The following is a 17,108-nucleotide window of genomic DNA, read 5'->3' as shown; positions in this document are numbered from 1 at the left end:
GGAGATGATCGAAATCGAACGATCAGACGGTGGAAGGCTTTTCTTGTCCTCATGCACAACGCTCGAGGTGAAGGCCCACCTCGAGAAGAGCCCTAAGGTGGTCATTCCGGTGGGGTCGACGGAGCAGCACGGACCGCACTCGCCATATGGCACGGATTCAATTCTTGCGACCGAGGTTTCAGTGCGGCTTGCGCGAAGGATCGATGCCCTGGTTGGACCAACCCTCAGCTACGGACTGTCCGGAGACCATCGCGGCTATCCGGGCATCCCGTACCTCTCGGTAAAAACGATGACTGGCCTGGTTCAGGACATCGTCCTTTCACTGGCTCTCGGCGGATTCCGCGAGATCATCCTCGTGAACGGCCATTACACGAACACCATTGCGTTGTCGGGCGCGTTCATGGAAATAGGCGATCGGCTGCCCAAGGGCACGATTGCGTTTCCGTTCAACTATTGGGACGCTCTGCCCCCGGAACAGCTGAGCACCTATCTCGGAGCGGAGGTTGGTCTTCACGCGAACATCGGTGAGACGTCGGCGGTGCTGGCCGTGAACGCATCGTTGGTGAAGCTCGAGCACGCGGTTCGCGAATACCCGCCGTTCCCCGTCGAACCGACACCGGCCATGGTTTCAGCCTTCTTCTTTTCCGCCACGGGGACACTGCCACGCGCCAGCCGATCTGGGGTCTGGGGCGACCCATCCGGTTCGACCGCCGAGCGCGGGCGCCAGTATCTGGACCAGATCGAGGAGGCTTCGGTTCGATTCGTTGAGAACGTCGAGTCGATGTTCCGCGCCTTTCCCGATGTCCCACGATGAAAGAAGAGCTCGTTGCGGAGTGGGCGCTGGCGCTGCGAGTGTCAATTCCCGATGACCGGCTGACCGAGGTCACGCGGTCCTTCGAAGGACAGATCGTGGGGCTCGGCGGCTTGCCGGCTGAAGAGCTTGAAGACGTCGAACCCGCGGTCTACTTTGAGCCGAGGTGGAACGAGTGAGTGACCGGCTAGGGGACTTGAGCATGGTAGAGGCGGCAGCTCTCATAGCGGCGCGGGACCTCAAGCCTTCGGAATATGCAGCGTCAGCGCTTGCCCGTTATGAAGCGGCGGAGCCTCTGATCCGAGCGTTCGTGTCCGTCGATGCCGAAAGAGTTATTCATGAGGCTCGGCTTCAGGACGACACGACCGGAGGTGCTCTCCGCGGGATTCCGATTGCCGTGAAGGACATCTTCGATGTCACCGGGAGCACGACCGGCTGCGGCTCAAACGCAATGTCCGGGTCTCGTCCAGCGGTGCAGGACGCCACGGCGGTTGCGCGCATTCGCGCGGCCGGAGGGATCGTGTTTGGCAAGACGACAACGCACGAGTTGGCGTGCGGCGTGTATACGCCGCCGACGCGCAATCCATGGGACCTCGACCGCAGTCCAGGAGGTTCGAGCGGCGGATCGGGCGCTGCCGTCGCCGCGAGTGTAGTTCCAGGGGCGATCGGCTCGGATACCGGTGGCTCGATTCGAATTCCAGCATCCCACTGCGGGCTTGTCGGATTGAAACCGACCTACGGGCGCATCAGCCGGAGCGGAGCACTCGCTCTCAGCTGGTCGCTCGACCATGTGGGCACGTTAACTCGAACCGTGGAGGACGCCGCGTTGATGTTGTCGGTGCTCGCGGGCCCTGATCCGCGTGATCAGACCACACAAGCGCGGCCGTACCTACCCCAGCCACTCCTGCCCGCAAGCGAGCATGTGCGTGGCTTGCGTATCGGATTGCTGGACGGCGCTCCGTTCTCTCCTATGGAAGCCGACTTCAAACACGGCCTGACCACGACTTCAAAGCGCCTTCAGCAGGATGGCGCCGAGGTTCTGGAGGTCGAGTTACCCGAGCTCAATGCTTGCCTGGCCGCCGAGTTCGCCATCGTGGCTGCTGAGGCGGCCTCATATCACGAGAGTCGCATGAAACGGTCCGCAGACCTGATTGGGAGCGACGTCCGGGGGTTGCTCGAGACCGGCCTGCTGTTGCCGGCCTCGCTCTATCTTCGGGCGCAAAAGACGCGTCGCGTGATTCAGCGGGCCTTGACTGCGTTGTTTGCCGACCAGAGGCTCGATGCCCTGGTTGCGCCCACCGTTCCGGCCAAAGCTCAGCGATGGGATCAGCTTGACTATGAATTTGCCGAGGGGGCCGAACCGGTCATCCAGGCGCTGGTCCGCACCACGGCTCCTTTCAATCTCGCAGGGTTGCCAGCGGTCGCCGTTCCGGCCGGTGTCGGAAGCGCCGGATTTCCAGTCAGCGTTCAGGTTGTGGCTCGGCCATTCGACGAACAGACGGCGTTACAGGTTGCGTTGGCGATTGAGCGTGCAATTGGCGGAATCGGAGCTCCCAGGGGACTCGAGGCCGCTCGTGCCAAATGATGTCGATGTTTGGAGGTTGAATGGAACGAACGTACCTGGAGCCTGAAGGACTCGCCGCGCCACCAGAGCCCTATGCCCACGCCATTCGCTGTGGTGACACGGTTTATATAGCTGGGCAGGTCGCCTTTGACGAGCACAACAACGTGGTTGGCATTGGTGACCCGCGCAAGCAGGCGGAACGCGTCTGGCACAACATCCGACTGGCGGTTGAGGCGGCGGGCGGCAAGCTTGCCGACGTCATCAAGATCACGGTCTTTCTCGCGGACATCCGCCACGCACCTGATGAGATCGCGGTTCGCCAGCAGCTCTTCGAGCCGGGACGTTGCCCAATCTGCACGCAGGTCCAAGTTGCGAATCTGGGCCTACCGGAACTGTTGATGGAAGTAGACGCCATCGCGGTCCTCAAGTAAGACCGGGATTCGGTGATCGATGAACGGCCTACGCGACAAGGTGGCCATAGTCACCGGCGGCACTCGTGGTCTCGGCTACGCGATTTCTGAGCGCCTTTTGGCTGAAGGGGCTTCGGTTGCGGTTATCGCCTTGCATGCGGAATCCGTCCAAGACGCGGTAGCCAAACTTGGAGCGGATGGCAGCCGGGTAATCGGGCTGGTCGCGGACGTGACCAGCGAAGACGACGTGAGGGATGCCGTGGAGCGAACGGTGGCAGCCTTCGGGCACCTCGACATCATGATCAACAATGCGGGCACCATCGTGATCGGACCGCTGATCGACATGACCACGGAGGCCTGGGATCGTGTGGTCGATGTGAACCTACGTGGCGTCTTCATTGGTTGTCGGGAAGCGGCGCGTCAGATGATCACTCAGGGTCGGGGAGGTCGGATCATTAACGGAGCGTCGGGAGCGGGCCGTCGAGGGAGCAGCCTGATCAGCGCCTATTCGGCCACCAAGTTCGGTGTGATCGGACTAACGCAGAGCCTGGCCGTAGAACTAGCTCCACATGGGATCACGGTCAATGCCTACTGCCCGGGCCACGTGACGTCGACCCGGATGTGGGAATACATCGACCGAGAGATGACGTCTATTACCGGCGAAGCAATCGGATCGGCAAAGCGCGCGGCGGAGCACGAAGCGCCATTGGGTCGCGCGGCCAGACCCGAGGAAGTCGCTGCCGCGGTGGCATTTCTCGCTTCTGATGAGGCTCCGTTCATAACCGGTGAATCGTTGCTGATCGATGGCGGACTGGTTCGCTTCTGACGATTGTGCCGAGGCTGATGAGCACCGCTCTTGCGCTTCGGATTGGTGTTCACAGGTGACTCGGATGTTCGTATCCGCGAACCGGGCGAGCGACCACCGGTCCCTCGAAGCAAGGCAGTCTTATTCGGGGGACGGCTGCGGTTGAGAACTTGTGAGCCACGCCCCAATCACGTTGAGGTAAGACCCGGTGTGGCCGCATGCCAGGTGCCGCCGAAAGCTTTGATGCCCTCGCCGTTCGAATCGCCCTGAGCCTTGTCGTTAGCGAACCTGTAGAGCAGGTGGCCGTTGTATGCGACCTGGCTGCCGTTGCTGTTCTGGACGATAGTCAGGGCTCCTGACACACCGGACGGAAGGACCACGACGCCGGTCGACAGCAGTGGGGGCCAGTGGGTCAAGCAGCTGGCGCTGCACTTCGGCGTTGCGGCAAGGTCCGACGTCAGGTAGTACAGGGTGAGCCCGCCGGGCGTCGTCAGCACCTGTTCCGAGGTACCTGTCACGGTAGCCGTCGCGACGATAACCGTTGGCGAAGCGGCGGGGCTCGGTGACGTTGCAGCCGAAGGCGACCCTGAACCGCTGCAGGCGGACAGGACGACTGCCGAAACGGCGACCCAACAGCGGACCGACTCTCGTTTCAGTCTGGAGACTCCCATTTGACCACCTCCCAAACGCTCGGTCGGGCGTATTCATCTATACGGGTGGAAGTTACCCCACCACCACCCACCCCGAAGTGGAGAGACGCGTCTGGCTATGGGCAAAGACCGGCGAGTCTGGATATCGGCCCGGGCATTGCCGGCCAGCGGTCCTCGGTCGACGAGCCGCCCAGACTTGACTCTTGCCTCGGGTGAGGCTATACGGTGGGGATGGAGGCAGGACCGGTGGAAGCGCGAATGAAGCCGAGTGAGAGCGGGCGAAGGCGCGAGATTGGCTCCGCCGGCACAGCCGTTAGAGTGGTCCTTGGTCTGGCCCTTGTGGTGTACGGGTTGCTGGGAGGCCAGATCGTGGTGGACCATGGTCAGCTGCGGGCGGGCTTCGATCCGCTCGGCCTGTTTCTTGGCGCGGCCGTCTTCCCAGCCGCGTTACTCACAGTCCAGTGGGTGCGTGCCCGTCGTGATCCGAGCCGTTTTCAAGCCACCGGACTCTGGGGCACCGCGCTCAACATGCTGGTCTTCCTCGCCCTGTTCCTGACTCCGTGGTACGCGCGCCCCCTTGCCTTCACCAGCGATGCGGCCCTGATCTTCTATGGGGCCTCGATGTTGCTCGCCGCCTCACGTGGTTACGGCGGATGCGAGGTGCTGGCCATCTCGAATTGGGTTCTCGGGAGGGACGACCAGGTCGGCTGCTTCGTGTTGGGACCAGTCGACTACGCGGAGCGCCGGTTCAGGCGAGGTCAGGTGCACGCCTGAGTTCCAGGCAGGCGGCTCGGCGCGGCGCGAACCCGGGACGAGAGTTCCGCGCCCGGTTTCGCCTCCGATTCTCTAAACGAGCTTGCGGAACGCCGCCGCCAGGTCACCGCTCGACCCGATCACGGTCCCGCCGGAGCTCACGAGCGGTCCTGGCTCATCGCTCCACGAAGCATCCGCGCCATAAAGGAAGTAAGCGTCCCAGACGATCCCGCCACCACCGGTGTGCTTGGCGAACCACGATCCGACCACGCGGTTCGGGTCGTAGTAGTTGGCGACTCGAGGATCGTTCAGCACCTTTCGGTCGACCAGGCCTCGCGAATCCGCTGGCAGCGTGTCGAACCAAACCACATAGACCCGTACGACCGATGACGGGTACCTCTCCAGGATGTTGCTTCGCACCCACCGGGCGCCTGCGGCACACGTCGGTCAGGTCGGCGACAGCAAGAGGATCAGACGTGGGTGGCCCGAGTCACGATTGAATCTCGCTTGCAGCTGATCGACGCTCGTGAGGTTGGTGAGGGTTGCGTCGGGGCCGGATCCGGTTTCGCCGATGCGCGCGACGGCTTCCGACAGGTAGCTGTGTGGGTTGGCGACCTGGACGCCGGCCACCACCAGCACGACCGCCAGCAGAGCCACCGTGAACCAGCGACCCCGTAATCCACGGCTCGATGTGCTCATCCGTTGAAACCAATCATGGAACTTGAAGTGGGGTGGAGGCGCGATCGTTCAGACCCCCTCAGCCCCCCAGCCAACGCTTGGTCCCAGCGACCACCCACGGGCCGGTTGGTGCAGATCAACGGCCAGACCCTCATCCTCGCCGGGGCCGGCGGTGACATCACAGTCGTGCTTTCGAACACCACGAGGATGACCAAGACCTCGACGGCCACCCTGGGCGACATCACGCCCGGCGAGTGCATCGTCGCCATGGGCACGAAAGACCCGTCTGGGCTGGTCACGGCGACATCGGTGCGGCTGGCGCCCAGGGGCCCGAACGGCTGTGCCACCGGACGATCAATATTCAGTCCAGCTCCTGGCGCCAGCGCCCGACCAAGCCCAAGCCCGCGGCCGGCCCCGAGTGCCCAGGCCGATGTGAGCCTTGTGAGCGGGGAGGTCACCACGGTCAGCGGCACCTCCGTCACCGTGTTGACGCCCACCAACGCCAGCGAGACACTCACGGTCCCGACCGTTGCCAATATGAGTCTGAGCTCCGCGGCGACCGCGGCTTCCCTTCAGGTCGGCCAGTGCCTGCGCGCTGCCGGATCCCCAGATGCCTCCGGCGCAATCCAGGCGACCGCCTTGACGATCACGCCTCCAAGGGCGAATGGAACGTGCTCAACCGGCTCTGGTGCTTTCGGCCGCCAACCGGGTGACGGGGCTCCGGCGGCCGGCAGCTGATCCGCGAGCTTCACCGACCCGCCCTCAAAACGTGGCTGGAGGTCTAAATTAGTGTCCAGCGTTCGCACTGGGTGTGTGCGCGGCCGCGAGGCGCACCGGCGCCACCACCAGGCGATCCGGCGCGAGATCCGATCTGTTCTCACACAGGAGGGAACCGAGGATGACGCAATGGCGGATTGAGGGGAACTACATGGAGACCTGCAGCTGCGATTTCCTTTGCCCCTGCCCGACCTCTGGTTTCGGGGCGCGTCCGACGAATGGCGACTGCTACTTCGCTCTGGCTTACAGGATCGATCGCGGCAATTATGGCGACGTGAAGCTGGAGGGGCGCTCGTTCGTGATTGCCGGCTACACCCCGAGCGTGATGGGTGAGGGCAACTGGTCCGTCGGGCTGATCGTCGATGCCGGCGCTTCCTCCAAGCAGGTCGACGCCCTCAGCAAGATTGCCACCGGGTCAGAGGGCGGTCCGATTGCCAACCTGGCGCCTCTGATCGGCAAGGTGTTGGGGGTGGAGCAGCGCCCAATCGAGATCCACACCAACGGCATGAGCACCTCAGCCAAGGCGGGAGAGCTGCTGGATCAGGCCAACGAGGGCGTGCCTGGCGCCAACCAGAGTGAGCCGATATACATCGACAACGTCGGCCATCCCTCCAACAGTCGACTGGCTCTGGCGAGGTCGACGCATAGCCACCTGCATGCGTTCGGCTTGAACTGGGACGACGTCAGCGGCAAGAATAACGGGCACTTCTCCGCCTTCAACTGGAGCGGCGGAGCTTAGCCGGGTCTCGCGGGCAGGCATAGGATCGCGTCGGCGCGAGCTGGGGAGGCGATGCTCGCTGGGACGCCATCCACCGACACTCCGCGATCGGCCATGTCCTTGCTGTCGCGGCGTGCCACTCTGACGACCGCCGCCATCCTGGTCGGCCTCGCTGCCGCCGCCTGGCTCCTGACCTGGCGCCAGGCCGCGGGGATGCCGCTGAGCGGCTTATCGGCGCCGCTCTTCATGGCCATGTGGCTGACGATGATGGTGGCGATGATGTTCCCCACCGTCGCGCCCATGGTCCTCGCCCACCGAATGGTCGTGCTCAAGCGCGGCGGGGGAAGCCTCCCGAGCATCGTGTTTGCCGCCGGCTACCTATCTGTCTGGACCGCCATCGGGTTCGTTCCATTGGCCGGCCTGCTCTTTTTCCAAGCAATGGCGCCGGACCTCAATCCAAAGTGGCTTGGGCTGGCTGCGGGGGCTGCCCTCGTTTTGGCGGGCCTCTATCAATTCACGCCCTGGAAGACCTTCTGTCTCAAGGGCTGCCGTACACCGCTCGGCTTCGTCCTTACGCACGACTTCGGCGGCGGTTCGCCCGCCGCCTACCGGGCAGGCGTCTCGCACGGACTCTACTGTCTGGGATGCTGCTGGGCGCTCATGGCGGTCCTGGTCATCGTCGGGTTGATGAACCTGGCCTGGATGGCCGTCATCGCCGTCGTCTTCATGCTGGAGAAGAACTGGCGACACGGGGTCGGCGTCAGCAGGGTCGCTGGACTCTCGGTGTTGACCCTCGGCATCGCTGTGGCCGTATTTCCGGAGCTTTTGCGATGGCTCTCCGGCGGCATGCCGCAGTCCTTTACGGGCGGCCACATGTAATTAGAGGCAGAAGCCGGGATTACGCGATCAGCTGGCTGAGCAGCCGCCGCGTGCTCGGCGTCAGGTCGTGGCGGAGGCGGTAGTAGACCCAGATTCCTTCCTTTTTCGCTTCGACCATGCCGGCGTCCTTCAGCTTCGCCATGTGGTGGGAGATCGTCGGTTGGCTGAGCTCGAGGCCGGCGGTGAAGTCACAGATGCAGATGGGTGCCCTCGCCTTCAAGAGCGCGGCGACCATGGTCAATCGGGTCGGGTCGGCGAGTGCTTTCATCAGAATCGCGGTCTGCTCCGCCCAGCTCATGTCGACATTGGGCAGGGCGCAGCACTCACCCCGCTGCCGGACGACTGGAAGCTCCTTGAGAGCCATTGAAGCCATGATACACAACCCATAGACGGCCTTCGATGGCTCGTGCTAGGATTCGACCCATCGACACTATTCGATGGAAGGAGCCGCCATGGGTGAAATCACTGAAGCAGTCCGCTCGCGCTACGCCAACGTCGCCAGGCAGATCGCCGTGATCGATACTCCCGGAGCCGCGCCGGTGGGGGGGTGTTGCCAGTCTGATAGGCCGGATTGCGGTTGCGGCGGGTCTTACCCGGCTGGCGATCTCAAGGACGTCGGGCTCAGTGAGTCGGTCAGCCTCGGGTGCGGCAATCCGACCCTGCTGGCCCAACTTGAACCGGGACAGATCGTCCTCGACCTCGGATCAGGCGCCGGGCTGGACGTCCTGATCTCAGCCCGCCGCGTTGGTCCCTTCGGCCACGCCTACGGTCTCGACATGACCGATGAGATGCTGGCGCTGGCGAACGCCAACCAAGAGAAGGCCGGCGTGAGCAATGCGACCTTCCTCAAGGGAACGATCGAGAACGTTCCGCTTCCAGACGCATGGGTCGATGTGGTGATCTCCAACTGCGTGATCAACCTGGCTGAGGATAAGGGCGCGGTGATCCGGGAGGCCTTCCGGATGCTGCGGCCTGGTGGTCTGTTCGCCGTCGCCGACATGGTCGAGTTGGAGCCTCTGGACCCGACGGTCAAGAAGAGCCTTGACGCATGGGCAGGTTGCCTCTCGGGCACGATTCCGATCGACGAGTATCGGCGGGCGCTGGTTGACGCGGGATTCGAGGGCGTCGAGTTTCAGGTCCACGCCACCGAGTCGATGCCCGGCGTTGACGGCAAGATCGGAAGCGCCTACATCCGGGCCAGGAAACCCTCATGAGGGTGGACGTGAAGCCAGCGGAGATCGTCCTCTTCTCGCGCCTTCCGGACGAGCACCAAAGCCCTGCCGGCTCAGCCGCCGGCGATCGCACCGATGATCAGGAAAGGCTCCTGGCCGGACACGACCGCGTCAGGAAGAGGCGTGTCTGGCGAAGCATCCGACCAGTCCTCCTCGCACGCGAAGAACCTCAACATCGGCCGGCGCCGCTTCGTCGCGGAGTCTCGAATCGTCCCGCGCAACGCTGGGTGGTTGCCTTCCAGCGCGTCGAGGACCGACCGCTGCGTGACCGGAGGGGTGACTTCCAACTCGACCACGCGGCCGACTCCGGCCAGCGTTTGAAGATTCGCCGGCAGGACGACGTGTATCACGCCAGCGTCTGGACTTCGACGGAGAGCACGGCAGGCAGGTCGCGGACGATGGGCGCCCAGGTGTCACCCGCATTCGCGGACGCATAGACCTGGCCGCCGCTCGTGCCGAAGTACACGCCACAGGGATCCAGGGAATCCACCGCCATCGCCTCCCGCAGCACGTTGACGTAGCAGTCCTTCTGCGGAAGACCGTTGGTCAGAGCCTGCCACTCGTCGCCACCGGTGCGGCTGCGGTAAACGCGCAGCTTACCGTCGGGGACGAAGTGCTGGGAATCGCTCTTGATCGGGATGACGTAGATCGTGTCCGGCTCGTTCGCGTGCACGTCGATCACAAAGCCGAAGTCGCTGGGCAGGTCACCGCTGATCTCGCGCCATGACTCTCCCGCGTCGTCGGTCCGCATCACGTCCCAGTGCTTCTGCATGAACAGCACGTTGGGACGTGATGGATGCATGGCGATGCGATGGACGCAATGGCCGACCTCAGCATCGGGGTCCGGAATGTAGTTGGACCGCAACCCGCGGTTCGCGGGTCGCCATGACTGGCCGGCGTCGTCGGTCCGGAAGACCCCTGAGGACGAGATGGCGATGAACATCCGCTCCGCGTTGCTCGGATCGATGACGATGGTGTGCAGGCAAAGGCCGCCCGCGCCAGGCGCCCAGCCAGGTGCTGTTTGATGTGTACGGAGGCCGGGCAGCTCGCTCCATGTCTGAGCGCCGTCGCTCGACTTGAACAGGGCGGCGTCTTCGACGCCCGCATACACGGTTTCCGGGTCGCTCAGCGAGGGTTCGAGGTGCCAAACGCGCTTGAACTCCCAGGGATGTGGCGAACCGTCGTACCAGGTGTGCTTGCCCGGCGTGCCGTCATACGAAAACTGGTTGCCGACGGCCTCCCAGCTCTTGCCACCATCGTTCGAGCGCTGCAGGACCTGACCGAACCAACCGCTGGATTGGGATGCGTACAGCCGCTCGGGGTTGGCCGGTGAGCCTTTGACGTGGTAGATCTCCCAGCCGGCGAAGTGGGGGCCGTCGACTTCCCATCGTTTCCGGCTGGCGTCCGAGGTCAGAACGAACGCACCTTTCCGCGTGCCGACCAGCAACCGTACTCTGCTCATTCGCCTCACTCCTTCCCGGTCGCGATTTCCGCGGTCGCGGTTTCCTGATCCATTGTCGAGGCCTCCCGGGGGTCAGTCAACCGTTCAGATTGCACAGCGAGGAGGCGCGAAAGCATTGCACTCGACGGAGGGTTCGCGCCGGGTGGCGAGAATCACGCGCTCGGTGGGCAGGACCTCTCAGCGTCTCACCTGGCGTTAACCGTGCGGGCTTGTCAATCGCAGGCCGCAAGCGTAGCCAACCGACTTCCGTCGACTGGTGCCAGTTGATATCCTCCGGCAGGTACTAATCACGAATACAGCGATGGAGTTTCCGCGCCACCTCAGGTGGGCGGAGGCCAACCACCGGCACCCTTTGGGCGTGGAGGCGATTCGGGCATGAGCGGATTCCGTTTGTTCCGCCGTAAGAAGTTGGTCCCAGGGGTGACCATGAACCTATCCCTGTCCGGTCCCAGCCTCCGCTTCGGCACACGGGGGGCGGGCATAACGATCGGCGGCCGCCGCCGTCTGCGAGCCACGGTTGGAATACCCGGTACCGGCATTTACTACACGAAAACAGCCGGCGGCGGTCGCCGGATTCGGCGCCCGCCAGCCCCGCTCCACTCGACCTATTCGGCGCCCGCGACATCGGCAAGTTACAAGGGCTGCCTGTACGCGATCGGCGTCATGGTGCTGTTGATGCTGACCGTTGTCACCTACGGCCTGGTCATGATCCCCGTCGCGATGGCGGCGGGCGCATGGATTTGGCATCGGAGGCGGCAGCCTGCGTTCATAGCTTCACGGATCATCAAGCGGGCCGAGACCGCTGAACCGATCAAGACTGTCGATCTGCTCAACCAGGCGTTGGAAGTGGATCCCCATGGGCTCAAGACGTTGCGCTCGTGCGCCAGCTGGTTCTATGACCATCAGTGCTGGCAGGATTCAGCGGAAGCCTACTCCGGCATCCTCCAGGTTCAACCCGATTGGGATGCCGAGCGGAGATACGCGACCAGCCTCCTGGCCGCGGGCCGCGCGGATGATGCCATTCCGCACCTCGAACACATGCGTGCCGTCAGCTCTTCTGGGGATGGCGACGAGGCAGCCGTGCTCGGCCAGATGGCGATGGCATACTTCATGAAAGGCCAGCCCAGCCAGGCCATGGCGTTCATCGACCTCGCGCCGCTCGAGATGCGCAATCTCGATGGAGCTCTTCAACAGTGCCTTTATCTGCGAGCCGTTGGACGCTACCTGGCGGGCGATCGGAGGCATGCGATCGGCGACCTCGAGCGCCTGTACGCCATCAATCCCGCGTTCACCGATTTGATGGCAACCAAGGCTGCGATGGAGTCCGGGACTTACGGTCTCCCGCCGGCCAAGCCGTATCCGGATTGGTATCCGATGGACCACCGGGAGACCAATCTGGCTCCGGCCGAACCCGGTCGGGTTACACCCGCCACGTCTCCGGCTCCCATTGCAGCCGCAGAACCCGATTCACTGCTCGCCGCGGCGAACGTGTCGCCTGATTGGATCAAGCAGAAACTCTGGCGCGGGTGGGACTCCCCCGCCAACCTCGTCCGAGGCGAGAGCCGGCATCAAGACATCTTTCTGGCTCGGTGGTCCATCGACCCTAAGCGACAACACTGGGAGCCCGTTGCGGTCGACCTGGTCCGGGAACCGGAGAATCCGGTGGACCAAAATGCGGTCAAAGCTGAGATCTATGGCCGGCAAATTGGTTACCTCGCTCGTGAAGTGGCGGCAACCTTCTCGCCACAGCTCGACCGAGCGGCGCGAAGTCAATGCACGGTGGCGGGAGTGGTCTGCGGCGGATCCGCTGACGCTCCGAACTTCGGATTGCACCTTTGGTTGGATAAGCGGTTAACCGAAGCTCCCGCCTGGGATGGTTCCGTCGGCCGACCGACGTGACAGGGAGATCAAGAGGCGGGTAGATTTCCAACTGGCATGGCACAGCGTGTGACCGTCCGCGAGCGGATCGACCCTGCTATCACCGCCTCGCTCTTCGCCAACTACCGCTCTTCCGCCGACGCGGTCATGGAACTGGTCGACAACGCCATCGACTCGCGCCTGAAGGGCAGCCCGCTCGAAGTCGTACTTCAGGTCCATCCCTCGTACTTCGTCATCGAAACTCGGGGTGGGGAGGGGATGGGGCCGGCCGAGCTCGAGCGCAACTACCTGCGCTGGGGCGGATCGCCCAAGCGCGGCCGCAAGCTGCTCGGCCAGTACGGTCAGGGCGGCAAAGCGGCGATCGGCCACCTCGGCAGCGGCTTCACCGTCGAAGCCAGCCGGCCTGGCGATGCGAACGCGTGGCGCTTCGCCGATCCCGATTACCGCGACCGCTCCAAGCTCAAGACCTACGAGCTGAAGTTGGTGGCCAAGCGCGTGCCGGCGGAGGTGGGTTATGTCCGCATTCGCATCGACGGCGTCGACAGGCGTCTGGATCCTCGCCGTCTCGGCGCTCGACTCGGGGACACCTACCGGCCGCTGATCCTTCGCGCCGAGCTGAAGATGTCCATCAACGGCGCCCGCGTTGAACCGCCTTCGATCACCTTCCAGGAAGAGCACCGCTTTGCCGTTCACGCCGCAGGCACCACGCTCAGAGGTTGGTACGGGATCGCCGAGCCTGAAGGCCGCGGTGTCGACTATGTACCCGGATTGCGCTGCTACAAGCTTGGCCGGCTCATTTCGAGCGGCGAGTTCTTCGGCCATCCCAATGCGGTCCAGGTCTCGGGCATGGCCCGCCTCGTGGGTGAGATCGACTTGGCATGCGTCCCGCTGACCATGAACAAGAGCGACTTCGCCCGGGACGGGCCGGAGTGGGTCGCCGTGGAGCGAAGAATGCACCTCCTGCTCGCGCCGATCGCCAAGCGACTCGCCCAGGATGAGCTGGCACCGCCTCCCGCCTCTGCTCTCAAGACCGCTGAGCAGGTCCGCCGCCTCCTCAGCCAGGTGCTGAGGCTCGCCGAGCGCGAGGAGGTGTTCCCGGGCCTGGCGGCCGCCCGCGCCCAGGTTGCGGCGGGGACGCGAGCGAACGGACACGAACCCGTCAATTCCGAGAGCATTCGAGCGCCGGCCCGGTTGCCGGCGGAGAACGAGCCGAAGCGTCGTGGCTTCGGGCAAGTCGTCGTGCGCCCGCTCGACCCTTCCATCCGCAGCCAGACGGTCATCGAGCACGAGGTCACGACGGTCGTGATCAACTCGCGCCATCCGCTTTTCCTGAAGCGCGGGGGCGACATCTGGTACCAGCTCGAGACCGCAGCGCGCGAAGTCTTCAAGTCCCTTGAGGGTGCGAGCGTCGGCGACTACGAGCGGCGCGTCAATGAGGTGGTCTTGCTGGCGTTCCAACTTCGCGCCCGGCGCCGAGAGGCCCGGTCACGCAAGCCAGCAGCCCAGTTGCCGCTGATCAGCTGATCAGGCCGGGCGATCATATCCGGCTGCGGCGCAAGTTTGGACGATCAGGTTCGCCATCGCGGCCACTCGGTGTCGGTACGCATCCAAGCGCGTTCGTTCGGGGCTGGATGGATGGAAGTTGATCACCAGATCATTGCCGTCATCAACCGCGATCCGCGGTAGATCCGCGGCAGGGATGAGCAGGAGCTCATCGTCGAACCGGCCCGGTTCCTGCAGCCACGCGAGCCCTATCAGCCACGTCGACCCGGCCTGGCTCAGCGTGGCCTTTCGAATGTGGATGTGTGCCTCGCCGTAAATGGCCGCTTGTGTGGCTGTCTTCACCTGCAGCCCGGTGAAGTTGCCGGTCACATTGTCCCGCGCCAGGACTTCGACCATCTCGAGGTCGGGAAACGGACGAAACAGGTCCAGGCGCGGGCTCTCGGCCAGGCGCCGGATGACCTCGGCTTCCCCGAGAAAGCCGAGCCATGCGTTGTGACGATCGGCCGGCGGCAGCTCCAGGCGATGGCCCAATGCGCCCAGGGCTTCCGTGACCGGCACTCCGAGGATCCGTTCGGCCAGCTGCTCGCGCGGCAGGAGGTAAGGTCGCCAGTGGGTCCTGTCCGTCGGGTGCATGCTGAACGCCGCCGAGAAGACCTCGTGCCCATTCGACATGTCCCGCGCGGCCAAACCCCGGAACACGCCCTCCTCCACCACGAGATCCATCTGGCCGGGGATTGGGTCCAGCAGGGTGGCGATCAGCAGCGCGCGGTCATCGACGAGGCTGTCGCCCCGAACCACGATCTCGACCATCCCTTCTTCCATCTCCCCCCGACCTTTGACCTGGACGGGGATGTATTGCCCATCCGTCAGCCGGTGAATCACTGCATCAAGCCCGCGATCGAGAAGAGGTAGGAAGACATGCAAAGCCCCCCGCGACTGCTTGATGAGATCTGACCAGATGCTGAATTCCAGCGCCTGCCCTGGAGCGCTGGTGTCCAGGCGTTCCATATGCCTGAGCAGGTTGAGGCCGGAGCCGGCTGCGGTCAATCCTTCGGCATTGACCGGGCCTGGGGGGCCGTTGGACAGCCGCCCCATGCTTTGCTACGCTGGGCGGGCGCACACGGGATCGGTTTCGGCTGGGAGGGATTGACCATGGCCGAGATACACAACCGCGCAACCGTCGACGCGCCGATCGAGAAGGTCTTCGACTTCGTCGACGACCCGGAGAGATTCCCCACCTACGTTCCCAACGTCGACCGCGTGGCGGACCTGGTGAGGACCGAGAAGCGGCTGGGCGACTCCTTCCGCGTCATCTACAAGGTGCTCGGCATGACCTTCGACGAAAAGTTCACGGTCACCGAGTATCAGCGGCCCAACCGCCTGCGCAGCGCCTTCGCGGGCGGGATGAACGGCACCTTCGCCTGGAGCTTTGAGCGGGAGGGCGAGCAGACCCGAGTGAACGTCGACGTCGACTACCAGATGGCGGGAGGCCCGATCGGCAAGGCCGTCGACGCGCTGCTGCTGGAGCGCACGAACGAGAAGACGATCGAGCACCTGCTTCAGAACATGCAGAAGGCGCTGACGCGGGGAGCGATCTCGACCGGATAGCGCCGCGTCCTCGAGAAGGCTCTCGGCCGGTGGAGTTTTCTGCGCCCGGTGTCCCTGCGGTGGGCGGCATCTTGACCCAGGCGGTGGGTCAAATGCCATGTAGACGCCGCCTGCCGGCCCACCTAGGATCGCGTCACGATGCACCGCCAAGCTCGTGCCTCAATCCGATGCGCGCGGTAGTCACCGGAGCGGCGGGTTTCATCGGGTCGCATCTCGCCGACCGCCTGCTGGCGGACGGTCACGAGGTCGTCGGCATCGATTGCTTCAGCGACTACTACTCCCGCATGCTGAAGGAGCAGAACCTGGAGGCCGCACGCGACTTTGGCAACTTCAAGTTCCATGAGCTGGATCTCGTCGACGACGATCTCCGTGACGCGCTCGACGGCGCCGATGTCGTGTTTCACCTGGCGAGTCGCTCGGGAATTCGAGCCAGCCGCCGGAATCACTTCGACCACTACATGCGGGACAACGTGCTCGCCACCCAGCGGCTGCTTGAAGCACTGGTCGGAAGCTCGATCAGGCGCCTTGTCTACGCGGGCAGCTCGTCGGTCTACGGCGATGCGGAGAGGCTCCCCACCAAGGAATCAAGCGTTCCGCTTCCACTCTCCTCATATGGGGTGACGAAACTCGCCGGTGAGAATCTCGTCCACCTGTACGCGCGCAATTTCGGCCTGCCCGCAATGTCTCTTCGGTACTTCACCGTCTACGGCCCCCGTCAGCGACCCGACATGGCGATTGCGCGTTTCATGCGAGCGCTGACGCTGGGCGAGGAGATCGAGGTATACGGCGATGGCGAGCAGACTCGTGAATTCACATTCGTGACGGACGCGGTGGAGGCGACCACCCGGGTGATCACGGCTGACGTGGTCGGCAAGGTGCTCAACATCGGCGGTGGAAGCCGCGCGACCGTCAACGCCGTGCTGTCGGTGCTCGAGGAGATCACCGGGGCCAAGGTCCGGCTGCGCCATCTGCCGGCGGCACCGGAAGACCACCGGCATACCGGTGCCTCGATCAATCTCGCCCGGCAGCACCTGCTCTGGGAACCCAGGGTCTCGCTCCGCGAGGGGCTCGCCAAACAGTGGTTGTGGTTCCACCAGCTGTCGCGCCGGGAGCGCGAATTCCGCGCCGCCGTGGTGGCGGTCTAGCCTGGCCTATCCCCGAGTAGGCGAGACACTCGGCGGCGGAAGGACTGGGAAGAGGGCGTGCGCGTGGCGCCCGGAGGCCCACAAGCGATGTCGGTGGGCGAAGAATCCCCCCTCTCCCCTGCGGGGAGAGGGTCAGGGTGAGGGGCGCGAGCTCGCTGCCGCCGCGGGCAGAAATTTCTTGGCTGCTCGGTTTCTTCGCCGCCGGCCGAGCTTCCAGGTTGAGCGGAACGCTGCG

Annotated in this window: 21 protein-coding genes; 14 read left to right on the top strand and 7 right to left on the bottom strand. The window is 64.2% G+C overall.

Translation table 11 applies throughout. From position 1 onward, the window contains the following. Positions 1-4 precede the first annotated feature (4 nt). Genes EPN29_04630 through EPN29_04610 form a run of 5 tightly spaced genes read left to right on the top strand, consistent with a single transcriptional unit; the run spans position 5 to position 3,611 of the window. Positions 5-814 carry a creatininase family protein gene (locus tag EPN29_04630; protein ID TAN33923.1) on the top strand — a complete coding sequence of 270 codons (810 nt, stop codon included), beginning with the start codon at positions 5-7 and terminating at the stop codon, positions 812-814. Beyond that, positions 811-990: a hypothetical protein gene (locus EPN29_04625; GenBank protein ID TAN33922.1), complete on the top strand. Its 180-nt coding sequence runs from the start codon at positions 811-813 to the stop codon at positions 988-990. Before EPN29_04630 ends, EPN29_04625 begins: the two co-directional genes overlap by 4 nt. A gap of 17 nt (positions 991-1,007) precedes the next feature. Continuing rightward, a complete protein-coding gene (locus EPN29_04620) occupies positions 1,008-2,396 on the top strand; it encodes an amidase (protein TAN33921.1) in 1,389 nt (462 codons plus the stop codon). Positions 2,397-2,416: 20 nt separating this feature from the next. After that, positions 2,417-2,806: a RidA family protein gene (locus EPN29_04615; GenBank protein ID TAN33920.1), complete on the top strand. Its 390-nt coding sequence runs from the start codon at positions 2,417-2,419 to the stop codon at positions 2,804-2,806. 19 nt (positions 2,807-2,825) lie between these two features. Beyond that, positions 2,826-3,611 carry a glucose 1-dehydrogenase gene (locus EPN29_04610; GenBank protein TAN33919.1) on the top strand — a complete coding sequence of 262 codons (786 nt, stop codon included), beginning with the start codon at positions 2,826-2,828 and terminating at the stop codon, positions 3,609-3,611. Positions 3,612-3,778: 167 nt separating this feature from the next. Here EPN29_04610 and EPN29_04605 read toward each other — a convergent pair whose 3' ends face one another. After that, the gene (locus EPN29_04605; GenBank protein TAN33918.1) at positions 3,779-4,261 is read right to left on the bottom strand and encodes a hypothetical protein; all 483 of its coding nucleotides are present in this window, start codon (positions 4,259-4,261) and stop codon (positions 3,779-3,781) included. Between the two features lie 297 nt (positions 4,262-4,558). Between EPN29_04605 and EPN29_04600 the strand changes: the two genes are divergently transcribed. After that, the gene (locus EPN29_04600; protein ID TAN33917.1) at positions 4,559-5,014 is read left to right on the top strand and encodes a hypothetical protein; all 456 of its coding nucleotides are present in this window, start codon (positions 4,559-4,561) and stop codon (positions 5,012-5,014) included. A gap of 72 nt (positions 5,015-5,086) precedes the next feature. Here EPN29_04600 and EPN29_04595 read toward each other — a convergent pair whose 3' ends face one another. Both EPN29_04595 and EPN29_04590 read right to left on the bottom strand, forming a co-directional pair. Next, complete coding sequence (locus EPN29_04595) at positions 5,087-5,413, bottom strand: hypothetical protein (GenBank protein ID TAN33916.1); 327 nt, start codon at positions 5,411-5,413, stop codon at positions 5,087-5,089. Positions 5,414-5,440: 27 nt separating this feature from the next. After that, positions 5,441-5,692: a hypothetical protein gene (locus tag EPN29_04590; GenBank protein TAN33915.1), complete on the bottom strand. Its 252-nt coding sequence runs from the start codon at positions 5,690-5,692 to the stop codon at positions 5,441-5,443. A gap of 108 nt (positions 5,693-5,800) precedes the next feature. On the opposite strand from EPN29_04590, the gene EPN29_04585 reads away from it, so the two are divergent. From EPN29_04585 to EPN29_04575, 3 genes are all read left to right on the top strand, one after another. Continuing rightward, on the top strand, positions 5,801-6,409 hold the full coding sequence (locus EPN29_04585) for a hypothetical protein (GenBank protein ID TAN33914.1): 609 nt from the start codon (positions 5,801-5,803) through the stop codon (positions 6,407-6,409). 160 nt (positions 6,410-6,569) lie between these two features. Then, positions 6,570-7,187: a DUF1326 domain-containing protein gene (locus EPN29_04580; protein TAN33913.1), complete on the top strand. Its 618-nt coding sequence runs from the start codon at positions 6,570-6,572 to the stop codon at positions 7,185-7,187. A gap of 51 nt (positions 7,188-7,238) precedes the next feature. Then, positions 7,239-8,045, top strand: a complete 807-nt coding sequence (locus tag EPN29_04575) for a DUF2182 domain-containing protein (protein ID TAN33912.1) — start codon at positions 7,239-7,241, stop codon at positions 8,043-8,045. Between the two features lie 19 nt (positions 8,046-8,064). Here EPN29_04575 and EPN29_04570 read toward each other — a convergent pair whose 3' ends face one another. Further along, the gene (locus EPN29_04570; GenBank protein TAN33911.1) at positions 8,065-8,418 is read right to left on the bottom strand and encodes an ArsR family transcriptional regulator; all 354 of its coding nucleotides are present in this window, start codon (positions 8,416-8,418) and stop codon (positions 8,065-8,067) included. 79 nt (positions 8,419-8,497) lie between these two features. On the opposite strand from EPN29_04570, the gene arsM reads away from it, so the two are divergent. Next, positions 8,498-9,259: an arsenite methyltransferase gene (arsM, locus tag EPN29_04565; GenBank protein TAN33910.1), complete on the top strand. Its 762-nt coding sequence runs from the start codon at positions 8,498-8,500 to the stop codon at positions 9,257-9,259. A gap of 71 nt (positions 9,260-9,330) precedes the next feature. Here the strand turns inward: arsM and EPN29_04560 are convergent, their stop codons facing one another. Both EPN29_04560 and EPN29_04555 read right to left on the bottom strand, forming a co-directional pair. Then, entirely contained in the window at positions 9,331-9,627 is a 297-nt protein-coding gene (locus EPN29_04560) for a hypothetical protein (GenBank protein ID TAN33909.1), read from the bottom strand. Beyond that, positions 9,624-10,739: an exo-alpha-sialidase gene (locus tag EPN29_04555; GenBank protein TAN33908.1), complete on the bottom strand. Its 1,116-nt coding sequence runs from the start codon at positions 10,737-10,739 to the stop codon at positions 9,624-9,626. The genes EPN29_04560 and EPN29_04555 overlap by 4 nt, the downstream gene beginning before the upstream one ends. A gap of 375 nt (positions 10,740-11,114) precedes the next feature. On the opposite strand from EPN29_04555, the gene EPN29_04550 reads away from it, so the two are divergent. Then, positions 11,115-12,638 carry a DUF4236 domain-containing protein gene (locus EPN29_04550; GenBank protein ID TAN33907.1) on the top strand — a complete coding sequence of 508 codons (1,524 nt, stop codon included), beginning with the start codon at positions 11,115-11,117 and terminating at the stop codon, positions 12,636-12,638. A gap of 36 nt (positions 12,639-12,674) precedes the next feature. Further along, positions 12,675-14,141 carry a hypothetical protein gene (locus EPN29_04545; GenBank protein TAN33906.1) on the top strand — a complete coding sequence of 489 codons (1,467 nt, stop codon included), beginning with the start codon at positions 12,675-12,677 and terminating at the stop codon, positions 14,139-14,141. Here EPN29_04545 and EPN29_04540 read toward each other — a convergent pair whose 3' ends face one another. Then, positions 14,142-15,128 carry a hypothetical protein gene (locus EPN29_04540; protein ID TAN33905.1) on the bottom strand — a complete coding sequence of 329 codons (987 nt, stop codon included), beginning with the start codon at positions 15,126-15,128 and terminating at the stop codon, positions 14,142-14,144. Here EPN29_04540 and EPN29_04535 point away from each other — a divergent pair, their 5' ends adjacent. Continuing rightward, positions 15,129-15,728, top strand: a complete 600-nt coding sequence (locus EPN29_04535; protein TAN33904.1) for an SRPBCC family protein — start codon at positions 15,129-15,131, stop codon at positions 15,726-15,728. A 167-nt stretch (positions 15,729-15,895) separates the two neighbouring features. Next, positions 15,896-16,873 carry an NAD-dependent epimerase/dehydratase family protein gene (locus EPN29_04530; protein ID TAN33903.1) on the top strand — a complete coding sequence of 326 codons (978 nt, stop codon included), beginning with the start codon at positions 15,896-15,898 and terminating at the stop codon, positions 16,871-16,873. The last annotated feature ends 235 nt before the right edge of the window (positions 16,874-17,108 follow it).

The sequence above is a fragment of the bacterium genome (genome assembly GCA_004299235.1).
Classification (GTDB): Bacteria; Chloroflexota; Dormibacteria; order Dormibacterales; family Dormibacteraceae; genus SCQL01.
The sequence above is the reverse complement of the archived record's forward strand: the minus strand, read 5'-3'. Positions and strand labels throughout refer to the sequence as shown.